The organism is Novosphingobium sp. BL-A-41-Hi4B-X5A (genome assembly GCF_055521705.1).
This window is the reverse complement of the sequence record NZ_JBVFVT010000003.1, coordinates 19,951-31,525: the sequence shown is the minus strand read 5'-3', so window position 1 is coordinate 31,525 and position 11,575 is coordinate 19,951. Positions and strand designations below refer to the sequence as shown.

Below are 11,575 nucleotides of genomic sequence, written 5' to 3'. Positions count from 1 at the left end.
AAAGAGGGCGGACCTATTGGAAATACGCAGCGTGGCCTCATCCCCCTCAAACTTTCTTCAACATTTCTGCGAGGCGTGCGCGGGCGCGGTAGAGGCGAGTCTCGACTGCCTTCTGGCTGATGCCGAGAATCTCGGCGGTTTCGGCTTCCGATTTCTCGTCGATCGTCCGCAGGATGAGCGTGTCCTTGAGAGAGGCGGGCAGGGCGGCGATCGCCTTCATCGCCTCTGCCAGCTGCTGCTCGGCGCCGATTGCCTGGTCGGGTAGCGGCGCCTCATCGGCGACGTCATCCGCCTCGCCCAGCGGCAGGGCCATGGAGAAGAAGTTTCGGACCGCGCGCCGGCGCCGCCAGTCATGGCATTTGTTGATGACGATCCGGGACATCCAGACCTGGAAGGGTCGGGTTACGTCATAGCGGTTGAGTGCGGCAAAGGCCGCGACGAAGCTCGCCTGGGTGACATCTAAGGCCTCATCCATAGATCCGACATGGCTGCGCACGAGCCGGTGAACCCAACCTTGATGCCGCCGGACCAGTTCGCCATAAGCCGCTTGCCGCCCGCCAAGCGCCAAAGCCGCAAGCTCCCCGTCCGAGCAGTCGGGGAGGCTCGCGGTCATTTGGACTTGGCCGTCAGCGCTTTCACGACGGCGTCGTCGAACTTCTCGGTCTGATCGGGACGCAGCACGGCCCGCATTGCGAAGATGTGCTCGAGCGTTTCCTTCTGCAGGGCGCCCATGGCCTGGTGCGAGCGATCCACCGCCGCTGCGACTTGCGGGCCATAGCCATGCTCCGCTTCGATCGCCTCCGCGAGGCGCGCATTGTCGGCGCGCAGTTCGGCCTCCAGCGCTTGACGCCGTATGGCGTAGTTCTTCTCGATTGTCTCGAGCCGGCTGTGTTGCGCGGAATCCAGCTTCAGATCGCGATGGAGCAGCTCGTGCAGCTCATTTTCGACCGGGCGCACTGGAACCACATAGACGCGGCCGATGACAACGCCAGCGATCGCCGCGGCGAAGGTCAACAGGACGAGGAGCAGGAGCCGGCGGCGGTCGCGCATCATTGCGAGCTCAGTAGCGTCGAGGGCGCAAGCGCGAGCCGGGCATCGAAGGGCGATATCGGGTTCGGATCGGCAGACTGCGTCGGAACCGCCGAGCCGGCAATTCCGATGAACAGCGCGGTTGCGGCCGCGATGCCGAATGTCGTTGCGCCAAGGCGCGGTATGGCCTGGATGCGCGCTATTTCCGCCATGACCCGGCTTTCCAGACCGCCGAGCCTGGGATCGAGAGGCGCATCGCGCAACCGCGAGAGCAGGTGGTCAAGTTCATCCATGATGCTTCTCCGTCTTCATTCTTCAATACGCATCCTGGTCCAGGAACCCTTGCTGTAGATAAAAAATGTAATTGCGAGGGGTGGGGGCTCGGGCTGCGTATTGTCTCATGGGATCCACAGGAGAATGTTCCAATGCGTTTCTTTTCGCCTCTCGCAGCTATCGCCATCGTAGGCCTGAGTGTTTCGGCTCCGGCCTATGCCCATCCCAAGCTTGTATCCTCGGCTCCGGCCGCCAATGCCAGCGTCTCGGCGCCCTCGCGCATTACGCTTACGTTCAGCGAAGGTCTGATGCCCAGGCTGTCGGGTGCCGAGATCGTGATGACCGGTATGCCCGGCATGCCCAACCATCGCATGGCGGTGACCGGCTTCAAGACCTCTGTCGAGGGCGACAACAAGACGCTCGTGCTGACCTTGGCGCGCCCGCTGTCGGCCGGCACCTATCAGGTTGCCTGGCACGTCGTGTCGACCGACACGCATCGGATCCAGGGCAACCTTGCCTTCACAGTGAAGTAAGGCGATGAGCGAGATCGGGGTCATCGCGATCCGCTGGGCGCTTTACGTTGATCTCGGCCTGCTGTTCGGGCTGCCGCTGTTCGCGCTCTATGCGCTCGGCGGCGGCCGGACGGTCCGGTCGTATCTGCCTTTGGGGCCGATGATCGTCCTTCTCGTACTGCTGGGACTGTTGCTGTCGGTGCTGGGATTTCTTGTCCAGGCCTCGGCTATGACCGGCCTTCCGCTAACCCGGCCGGATCTTCAGTTGGTGAGTGATCTGCTCAACGACACCGCGCTGGGCACCGCGCTCAAGGTGCGTCTGGCGGCGCTGGTCATCCTATTGCCGTGCGCGGCGCTCTATGGCCGAAAGCCGCGCGTCTGCGTCATGACCTCGACACTCGCAGGCGCTATCGCGCTCGGGACACTGGCCTGGTCGGGCCATGGCGCGGCCGGAGAGGGCAGTGCCGGCTGGCAGCAGCTGGCGTCCGATCTCGTACACCTTCTTGCGGCCGGCGCGTGGGTCGGCGCGATCGCCGCTTTCCTTGCGCTCGTCATTCCCAACGTTGACACTGATGGCTTGGCGCGGGTGTTGCTGACCGAGCAAGCGCTTCGCGGCTTTTCGATGGTTGGGACGGTGATTGTCGGATTGCTTGTCGTCACCGGGACCGTCAACACTCTCTTTCTGGTGGGTTCCGAGCATATCGCGGGGCTGTGGCAATCGAGCTGGGGGCTGCTGCTCACCGCCAAACTTGTGCTGTTCGCCGGCATGTTGGGCTTGGCCGCACTCAACCGCTATCGCCTGACCCCCTCGCTTAGTCTCGCCATCGAGCAGGAGGACGCACCACGGGCGATGACGCTATTGCGCGGCAGCCTTGTGGTGGAAGGCGGTCTTGCGATCATCATTCTCGCGCTTGTCGCCTGGCTGGGTACCTTGTCCCCGCCCATGTCCATGTAGTCGCGCTTGAGGGGCGGAAGGAGGTCGGAGCCACTGCCATGCAGCCGTACACACCGCCGCTCGGAAACGGGTCCACTCAGGATTATGACCGCGCGATCCGGCTTTGGACGCGGGAACGGCGGTGGCGCGAGGCGATGCTCGCCGCGCTCGCGCCGAGAGGCGGCGAGACGATCGTTGATATAGGCTGTGGTACGGGCAGCTTCGCCTTGCTGCTCAAGCGCGACGAACCCAGCGCGCGCGTGATTGGTCTCGATCCCGATGCGGAGGCGCTCGACATCGCCCGACGCAAGGCCGCAGCGATGGTTGCCGATGTCGACTGGCGCCAAGGCTTCGCGACGGATCTGCCCGAACAGAGTGCAGATGCCGTCGTATCGAGCCTTGTACTTCATCAGATGCCGCTGGACATGAAGGCGGCCACCCTTCGCGCCATGTACGCGATCCTTCGCCCCGGTGGTCGCCTAGTCATTGCCGATTATGGTCGCCAGCGCGGATTCATGCGCTTGGCCTTTCGGCTAACCGTTCAGCGTCTCGACGGCGTCAGCGATACCCAACCCAACGCCGAAGGCGTTCTCCCGAGATTGATCGCGCTGGCAGGTTTCGAGCATATTGCCGAACCGTTCAAGATCTCGACGATCACCGGGGCGATCCAACTGTTCACCGCGAGCCGTCCGGCATCGATTCTGAGCCGAGCCGTCGCAAACGATCTCGGCTGATTTCCCAGGGCCAGGAGATTTTGACGCTTTGGGCAATCCTTAGGTGATTACGTATTGACCCTGACATGGTGTCAGACCTTAGATTGTCAGGCGTCGAAAGGAGCAAGGCGATGAACGAGACACATGGAGCGGCGCATGGCGGCGGTTGCTGCGGCAGCCACGGCGCTGCGAAACCAGCGGCTGGCGTCAAGGACCCGGTCTGCGGCATGACCGTCGATCCTGCGATCACTGCGCACCATGCCGAGCATGGCGGTGAAAGCTATCATTTCTGCAGCGCGGGCTGCCGGGCAAAATTCATCGCCGATCCCGAGCGCTATCTCGGCCCGCCGGCACCGCCAGTCGCGGTGCCAGAAGGCACGATCTGGACCTGCCCTATGCATCCCGAGATTCGGCAGGACCATCCCGGGTCCTGTCCGATTTGCGGCATGGCGCTCGAACCCGCGACCGTGACCGCCGACAGCGGTCCCAGCCACGAACTGGTCGATTTCACGCGCCGCTTCTGGGTCGGCCTGGTGCTGGCTCTCCCGGTGCTGATCCTCGAAATGGGCGCGCATCTCTTTCCCGTGATCCATCGCCTCGTGCCGATGTCGATCTCGGTATGGATCCAGTCCGTGTTGGCGACACCCGTCGTGCTCTGGGCGGGCTGGCCCTTCTTCGAGCGTGGCTGGGCTTCGCTCAAGACCCGCAACCTCAACATGTTCACCCTGATCGCGATGGGCACCGGAGTCGCGTGGATCTACAGCGTCGTCGCGACGCTCGCGCCTCAGGTGTTCCCGCCGGCCTTCCGCGGTGAAGACGGCATGGTCGCGGTCTATTTCGAGGCGGCGGCGGTGATCACTGTCCTCGTGCTGCTCGGCCAGGTGCTCGAACTGCGCGCGCGCGAGCGGACCTCAGGCGCGATCAAGGCGCTGCTAAATCTCGCGCCAAAGACCGCGCGCCGCATCGGTTCCGATGGCAACGAAGAGGAAATCAGCCTCGATCTGGTCGCGGTCGGCGACCGCCTGCGCGTGCGGCCCGGCGAGAAGGTGCCGGTCGACGGCGTGGTCGAGGACGGCCGCTCCTCGCTCGACGAGTCGATGGTCACCGGTGAGTCCATGCCCGTCACCAAGGCCAAGGCCGACACGGTGATCGGCGGCACGCTCAACCAGACCGGAGCGCTGGTGATCGTCGCCGACAAGGTCGGACGCGACACCATGCTCGCGCGGATCGTCCAGATGGTCGCCGAGGCGCAGCGCTCGCGCGCGCCGATCCAGCGCATGGCCGATCAGGTGTCGGGCTGGTTCGTGCCGGTGGTCATCGCGGTTGCGGTGGTCGCGTTCATCGCCTGGGGTATCTGGGGCCCAGAGCCGCGCTTCGCCTACGGGCTGGTGGCGGCGGTCGCCGTGCTAATCATCGCTTGTCCTTGCGCGTTGGGTCTCGCAACGCCGATGTCGATCATGGTCGGCGTCGGCCGCGGCGCCGGGCTCGGCGTCCTTATCAAGAACGCCGAAGCGCTCGAGCATATGGAAAAGGTCGACACGCTCGTCGTCGACAAGACAGGCACGCTAACCGAAGGCCGGCCTGCCGTCACCCAGATCGTGCCGGCGCCCGGCTTCGACGAAGCCGAACTGCTGCGGCTTGCCGCCTCGGTCGAGCGGGCCTCCGAGCATCCGCTCGCGCTGGCAATCGTCGAGGCCGCGAAGGATCGCGGCATCGCCACGAGCGACGTCATCGACTTCGACTCGCCGACCGGGCGCGGCGCACTCGGCACGGTCGAAGGGCGGCGCATCGTCCTCGGCAATGCCCGGTTCCTTGCCGACGAAGGGGTTGCGACCGAGGCGCTCGCCAGCCAGGCCGATGCACTGCGCCGGGATGGCGCCACCGCGATCTTCATCGGCGTCGACGGCACGGTCGGCGGCGCCTTCGCGATCGCCGACCCGGTGAAGGCCACGACGCCCGAAGCGCTCGCCGCGCTCAAGGCGGAGGGCATTCGCGTGGTCATGCTGACCGGCGACAACCGCACCACGGCGGAAGCGGTCGCCCGGCGCCTGGGCATCGACGAGGTCGAGGCCGAGGTGCTGCCCGATCAGAAGAGCGCCGTGGTCGCCAAGTTCAAGCGCGAGGGACGGGTGGTCGCCATGGCCGGCGATGGTGTCAACGACGCCCCCGCGCTAGCCGCCGCCGATGTCGGCATCGCCATGGGCTCGGGCACCGACGTCGCCATCGAGAGCGCGGGGGTGACCCTGCTCAAGGGTGATCTGATGGGCATCGTGCGGGCGCGGCGGCTCAGCCAGGCGACCATGTCGAACATCCGCCAGAACCTCGTATTCGCCTTCATCTACAATGTCGCGGGCGTGCCGGTCGCGGCGGGCGCACTCTATCCGCTGTTCGGCATCCTGCTCTCGCCGATCATCGCCGCCGCCGCCATGGCGCTCTCCTCGGTCAGCGTGGTGACCAACGCGCTGCGCCTCAACCGGAAAGCGCTGTGAACATCGGCGAGACGTCGCGGCAGAGCGGCGTCTCGGAGCGGATGATCCGCCATTATGAGAAGATCGGCCTCATCCCGGCGCCGCCGCGCCGGGGTGCGGGCTATCGCGACTATGGCGAGCGCGATCTCCATCGCCTGCGGTTCATCGCCAATGCGCGTGATCTCGGTTTCCCGATCGAGGAGATCCGCACCTTGCTCGGCCTTTGGGCCGATACCGGCCGTGCCAGCGCGGAGGTGAAGCGGCTTGCCCTTGCCCGCGCCGATGAGTTTCAGCGCAAAGCCGAGGCGTTGACGGCGCTGCGCGACACGCTAATCGACCTGGCCGAGCGCTGCCAAGGCGACGAGCGGCCGGATTGTCCGATCATCGCCGAACTGGCCGCGGCCCGATCCGCATAGCATCCGGCATCGCACGGCCGAGAATTTTAGGGGTGCCCGTTTTCGGTCGATTCGTGCAGGTCGACGGCGAAAGCGATCCGCAACAGGTCGGGCAGGCTTTGCGCGTTGAGTTTGATCATCAGACTGGCCCGATGCAGCTCGACCGTGCGCGACGTGACGCCGAGTTCATCTGCGATAAGGCTATTTGGATAGCCTCGCGAAATTCCTCTCAGAACGGCCCGTTCGCGCTGCGTCAGTCTCGCGGCTTTCGAAAGAGCGTCGGCCTGTTCGGAGGCACGACGGGCTATACTCTCAAGCCAGCTGAAGCCGCGGTCGATCGCGCCGAGCAATGCGGCCTTCTCGACCGGTTTGGCGAGAAAGTCGGCAGCGCCCGCCTTCATCGCCTGTACGGCGAGCGTAGGATCGCCATTGCCCGTCAGCACCACGACGGGCATGTCGATACCGCGTCGCGTCAGCTCCGCCTGAACCTGCAGGCCGTCCATGTCGGGCATGTGCATGTCGAGAACCACGCAGCCTTTCTCGGCGTCCTCTGCGCTCAACAGAAACTCCGGCCCCGAAGCGTAGGCTTCTACGGCAAACCCTGCGGTCCGCAACGTGAAACTTAGTGCTTTTCGTATTGTCTCTTCGTCATCGACGATATGCACGACGCGCTTGTTCCCCATAGCCCCCGAGATCGATCAATACGCAGTGCCGCGAGGGCAGCGCTTCAAGGGATACTTCTCTGCACGTTGGACTATGGTCCCAGGTCAAGAGTAAAAATTTGGCGAGGCAAAACGGCGAAGGACAGCGAAACTGTGAGGGTTCGGCTACTCCGCTCACACCAATGCCGCGGTCGCTGCGGCTCATTGCCGGGTCTCTGCTCCGGACGATGCATGCGAGTTGCCCGCGCCGCCCTCGGCGCGATCGAGCCATCGCTACGCTTCCATCACATCGTCGACCGGCAGCGGGTTACTGGCGCCCGGCGGGCGAGGGGGGCGGGTTGGCCCTTGACGGCTGCGCGATCGGACGCCCAGGATAGCAGGGTGGCGCGCTTTACTTCGGGCTCAAGCTTCAGGTGCCCAGCAACGTCGAGGGGATCGATGAACGAGCGTGTGTGCGACACGACATATCCTCCTTCCCTGCCGCGATTTTCTCCGAAAGGGAGATCTCAGGAGATTGGTTCGGACTCGTTTAGGGTCAATGGATGAGGACGCGCACAGCGTTTGCCGGGCGTTCATTTCCGTCTTAGAACTGACGCGCAGCACGCCATTCAATCCGGTGGCGAACGGCCTCCGCGATCGCTGGCATGACGTCTATATCATTCGACGCATGTGCAACCGCGTTCGTGCTGACGATCCTTTCGACAAGCCCACCCAGAACCTGCGCTGCATCGCCGGCAAAAAGCGGATGCACGACCACGCAATCCGGTCGCGCGAACCCCATGCCGACCAGTTGGCGCGCCGCCTCGGTGAGGGTCCGACCGGATGAGGCGATATCGTCGACCAGCACCGGCTGGCGATCGAGAAACGCTGGGGCATTCGGAATCGAGATGGTGACGTGACGGTCGCCGGATCGGATTTTCTCGCACACGAGAAACGGAGCATCGGCATCGGCCGCCACCTGCGAGACCCACTGTTCGCTTTCCAGGTCCGGACCGATGATCAGCGGGCGAGCGACATTGCGCTTGATCCACGAGGCCAAAAACGGCGCGGCATGAACAACCTGGGTTGGGATGCGGTAGATTTCCGACAATTCATGGTAGCGATGGAGATGCGGATCGACCGTCACCAGCCAGTCGAGATGGCGAGACAGGATCGCAGCAAAGGTTCGCGACGTCACCGCCTCGCCGGCATGGAAGCGTATGTCCTGGCGCATGTAAGCGAGGTAAGGGGCGACGAGCCCGATCCTGCGAGCGCCAAGATCGCGCGCGGTGTCGGCTGCGAACAGCAGCGGCAACAGCTTGGCGTCCGGATGATCGAGACTGGACAGCAGGATGACCTCGCGGTCGCTGACGTCGTTTCCGACCCTGAGATAGGTTTCCCCGTCAGGAAACTGACGATGCTCGATCGTGCCGACCTCTGCATCGAGCGCGGCGGATAGCGGCTGTGCCAGGGCCTCGCTGCCAGGCAGCGCGAACAGGACGGGACGGTTCATAGCGCTTCAATCCCGAAGATCGGCCCGTCGCTCACGGCATAGGCCGCCGCATAGTCGAGCTCGCCCGGGCTCTCGGCATGAATGCTACACAAGGGAGCCCCGGCATCCACCATCTGGTTCAGCCGACACTGCAGTGCGACGCCAGCGGCCTTGGCCACCGGCGCGCCGGCGAGCTTCGCGACCGTCGCGAGCTTGCGATTGTCGATACTCACCAGGCGGCCGCTATAGGGAGCGATCATATCCTGCTGAAACCGGGCGACCGGTGGAGCCCGCATGCCGCCCTGCGCTTCGCAGATACGTTGGAACTTGGCCCAGGCCCCGCCGCTTTCGAGACACGCCCGCGCACGCGCATAGCCTTCGCCGGCCGGGGCCGCGTCAGCGAGCTCAAGCAGTCCTCCCGCCAGCTCGCAGGCCCGGTGGGCGAGATCCTCGGCGCCCGGCTGCCCCTGGAGGACGGCAAGGATATCCTGCGCCTCGAGCGCCGGGCCGATGCCCCGTCCGATCGGCTCCGCGCCGGGGCCGCGCATCACGCGCGTGCGAAGCCCGAAGGCTTGGGCGACCGAGCTCAGCGCGCGCTCGAGCGTATCGGCGGCATCGGTTCCGCGTACCTTGGCGGTCGGCCCGACCGGGATATCGATGACCAGATGGGTCGCACCGGCCGCGATTTTCTTGGACAGCACCGAGGCGACCATCTGCCCTACGGCATCGATATCGAGCACTCGTTCAACGCCGATGATCACATCGTCGGCCGGGCTGAGATTGACGGCGCCGCCCCAGGCGATGCAGCCGCCTTCGCGCTCGACCACCTTGCGGATGGCGGAAACGTCGAGGTCGACAGGTGCAAGCACCTCCATCGTGTCCGCCGTGCCGGCCGGCGAGGTGATCGCCCGCGACGATGTCTTGGGCATGATCAGGCCCTCCGCGGCCATGATCGAGACGATGATCGGCGTGGTGCGATTGCCCGGCAATCCACCGACGCTATGCTTGTCGACGATGACCGCTCCGGACCACTGCAATCGCTCGCCGACATCGACCATCGCCCTGGTCAGGCTGATCGTTTCGTCCGTATCGAGCGGGACCGCTGAGCATGCCGTGATGAACGCCGAGAGATGGACATCGCTATAGCGTCGCTCGGCGATGTCGGTCATGATCGCTGAAAAAGCCCCTTCACTGAGACGATTGCCATAGATGCGCCGACGCACTTCGGCGAGCGAGGCGAGAGGCTGGGCGTGCGCGATCTCGACCGGATCGCCCTCGCTGACGCCGAGCCGCCGCCATGCGGATTCGGACAGGCCGATCTCGCCGGGCGCTGGAGCCTCCGCGGAACTGTGCAGCAGCGAGACGACGATTTCCCGCCCGCCGGCGTGCAGCGCGACCTGCGCGCGCGACGCGAGACCTTCCGAGCGGCAGACGGGACAGTCTTGGCGCATGACCGCGATCAGATCACCTCCGGCAGCCGACAGGCCGAGGCGGTGTGCCCGCAGCGTCGTCGCGACAGGCTCTACTTCGGCGTCCTCGATGATCCCGGGCTTCACGCGAGCATGCCCCAGCTACCCAGCGCCGGTACGCTGCATGCCCAGCCCAGATCCTCCGAGACACGCTTCGCCAGGACCTGGGCGCCGGTCGGCTCGCCATGCGTGACATAGACATGGCGCGGGGGCTCTTGCAGCGACCCGAGCCAGCGCATGAGCTCGTCGCTGTCGGCATGCGCCGAAAGCATCGTCAGGTTGGCGACATCGGCTTCGACCGGGATATACTCGCCGTGGATCTTGATCGTCCGGGCGCCCCCGATCATGGCGGCGCCGCGGGTGCCCGCCGCCTGGAAGCCTGAGAAGAGGATGAGGTTCTTCCCATCCGGCGCGAAGCGCTTGAGATGGTGGAGCACGCGGCCGCCCGTTGCCATTCCACTGGCCGAGATGATGACCTTGGGAGCGGGGTTGGCGGTGAGTTCCTTGGATTCCTCCACTTCGCGCACATAGTGCGCGACGCTGCACGCCGCTTCGCACTCGGCGCGGGCCAGGCGATGCTCGTCCATGAAATCGCACATCAGCCCGCTCGCGTTGATCGCCATCGGGCTGTCGAGGAAGATCGGGATGTCGCGGAGGCGTCCCTGCGCGCGCAGACGCGAGAAATGATAGAGAAGCGACTGAACCCGTCCCACGGCGAAGGCCGGAATCACCACCGTCCCGCCTCTCTCGACGCATCGTTCGACATGATCTCCAAGCGTCTTTGTCGGATCGACCTGCTCGTGGCGCCGATCGCCATAGGTCGATTCCACTAGGACATAGTCGGCGCGCGCGGGCGGCTCGGGATCCTTCATCACCGCATCGCCGTAACGGCCGATGTCGCCTGAGAAGAGGATTGTCCGCCCCTTCCAGTCGATCTCGATCGACGCCGCGCCGAGGATGTGGCCGGCGCGATGGTAGCGCACCCTGATGCCGTCCGTGACTGCATGCCACGCTCCGAACTCGATCGGGCGGAAGAGCTGCAATGCCAGACGCGCGTCGGCCTGGGTGTAGAGGGGCAGCGCCGGCTGGTGCCTGGAGAAGCCGTGCTGGTTGGCGAACTCCGCATCCTTTTCCTGCAGATGGCCGCTGTCGGGAAGAAGGAGCTCGCACAGGGCCGCGGTCGCCCGCGTGGCAAGGACGGTCCCGTCCCAGCCCAGGCGCGCCATGCGCGGTAGTGCGCCCGAGTGATCGAGATGGGCGTGGGTCAGCAGCACCTGGCCGACATCCGCGACTTCGGGTGGGATCGATGCCCAATTAAGGCGGCGCAGATCCCTGGGTCCCTGAAACAGGCCGGAATCGACCACGATCTGAGTTTCACCATCGTCCACCAGATAACGCGACCCTGTGACCGTTCCCGATGCGCCGAGAAAGGCAACGCCGAGACCATCGGCCGGGCGCTTGGCCAGATCGATCCTTGCTTCACGCTCGAAGATGGTCACGCGGGAATGGTGCCGTTTCTTTCTCTTTTGCATGGACGCGGGCCTGCCTCTCACGATTATGTTCGTGAGCGCAGCATTGGTTCGCGGACGCCGCACGCCTATACGCAAAATCCGCAGCACGACTGCTGCTCCCCGACAGCTGCGTCGCCC

The 11,575-nt window shown here is 65.0% G+C and carries 13 protein-coding genes; 5 read left to right on the top strand and 8 right to left on the bottom strand.

What is annotated here, in order from left to right:
- Window positions 1–46: 46 nt before the first annotated feature.
- From ACZ1JY_RS19850 to ACZ1JY_RS19840, 3 genes are read right to left on the bottom strand one after another with little or no spacing between them, the layout of a single operon-like run.
- Window positions 47–613: an RNA polymerase sigma factor gene (locus ACZ1JY_RS19850; protein ID WP_013039088.1), complete on the bottom strand. Its 567-nt coding sequence runs from the start codon at window positions 611–613 to the stop codon at window positions 47–49.
- Complete coding sequence (locus tag ACZ1JY_RS19845) at window positions 610–1,050, bottom strand: periplasmic heavy metal sensor (RefSeq protein WP_041386223.1); 441 nt, start codon at window positions 1,048–1,050, stop codon at window positions 610–612. The genes ACZ1JY_RS19850 and ACZ1JY_RS19845 overlap by 4 nt, the downstream gene beginning before the upstream one ends.
- Window positions 1,050–1,322, bottom strand: coding sequence for a hypothetical protein (locus ACZ1JY_RS19840; RefSeq protein WP_013039086.1), 273 nt, complete (start codon window positions 1,320–1,322; stop codon window positions 1,050–1,052). Before ACZ1JY_RS19840 ends, ACZ1JY_RS19845 begins: the two co-directional genes overlap by 1 nt.
- Before the next feature lie 132 nt (window positions 1,323–1,454).
- On the opposite strand from ACZ1JY_RS19840, the gene copC reads away from it, so the two are divergent.
- The 5 genes from copC (at window position 1,455) to cueR (ending at window position 6,345) form a co-directional block, all read left to right on the top strand.
- Window positions 1,455–1,835, top strand: a complete 381-nt coding sequence (gene copC, locus ACZ1JY_RS19835; protein ID WP_013039085.1) for a copper homeostasis periplasmic binding protein CopC — start codon at window positions 1,455–1,457, stop codon at window positions 1,833–1,835.
- Window positions 1,836–1,839: 4 nt separating this feature from the next.
- Entirely contained in the window at window positions 1,840–2,769 is a 930-nt protein-coding gene (copD, locus tag ACZ1JY_RS19830) for a copper homeostasis membrane protein CopD (protein WP_072599037.1), read from the top strand.
- A 38-nt stretch (window positions 2,770–2,807) separates the two neighbouring features.
- On the top strand, window positions 2,808–3,482 hold the full coding sequence (locus ACZ1JY_RS19825) for a class I SAM-dependent methyltransferase (RefSeq protein ID WP_013039083.1): 675 nt from the start codon (window positions 2,808–2,810) through the stop codon (window positions 3,480–3,482).
- Between the two features lie 110 nt (window positions 3,483–3,592).
- Window positions 3,593–5,950 (top strand): heavy metal translocating P-type ATPase, encoded by a 2,358-nt coding sequence (locus ACZ1JY_RS19820; RefSeq protein WP_465131591.1) that lies wholly within the window; start codon window positions 3,593–3,595, stop codon window positions 5,948–5,950.
- Window positions 5,947–6,345, top strand: a complete 399-nt coding sequence (gene cueR, locus ACZ1JY_RS19815; RefSeq protein WP_013039081.1) for a Cu(I)-responsive transcriptional regulator — start codon at window positions 5,947–5,949, stop codon at window positions 6,343–6,345. The genes ACZ1JY_RS19820 and cueR overlap by 4 nt, the downstream gene beginning before the upstream one ends.
- A 26-nt stretch (window positions 6,346–6,371) precedes the next feature.
- Here cueR and ACZ1JY_RS19810 read toward each other — a convergent pair whose 3' ends face one another.
- The 5 genes from ACZ1JY_RS19810 to ACZ1JY_RS19790 form a co-directional block, all read right to left on the bottom strand.
- Window positions 6,372–7,007 (bottom strand): response regulator transcription factor, encoded by a 636-nt coding sequence (locus ACZ1JY_RS19810; RefSeq protein ID WP_007683376.1) that lies wholly within the window; start codon window positions 7,005–7,007, stop codon window positions 6,372–6,374.
- 263 nt (window positions 7,008–7,270) lie between these two features.
- A complete protein-coding gene (locus ACZ1JY_RS19805) occupies window positions 7,271–7,447 on the bottom strand; it encodes a hypothetical protein (protein WP_313443268.1) in 177 nt (58 codons plus the stop codon).
- Window positions 7,448–7,569: 122 nt separating this feature from the next.
- Window positions 7,570–8,478 (bottom strand): ribose-phosphate pyrophosphokinase, encoded by a 909-nt coding sequence (locus ACZ1JY_RS19800; RefSeq protein WP_004212748.1) that lies wholly within the window; start codon window positions 8,476–8,478, stop codon window positions 7,570–7,572.
- Window positions 8,475–10,013, bottom strand: a complete 1,539-nt coding sequence (locus ACZ1JY_RS19795) for a thymidine phosphorylase family protein (protein ID WP_004212749.1) — start codon at window positions 10,011–10,013, stop codon at window positions 8,475–8,477. Before ACZ1JY_RS19795 ends, ACZ1JY_RS19800 begins: the two co-directional genes overlap by 4 nt.
- Entirely contained in the window at window positions 10,010–11,458 is a 1,449-nt protein-coding gene (locus ACZ1JY_RS19790; RefSeq protein ID WP_031304554.1) for an MBL fold metallo-hydrolase RNA specificity domain-containing protein, read from the bottom strand. The genes ACZ1JY_RS19795 and ACZ1JY_RS19790 overlap by 4 nt, the downstream gene beginning before the upstream one ends.
- Window positions 11,459–11,575 lie beyond the last annotated feature (117 nt).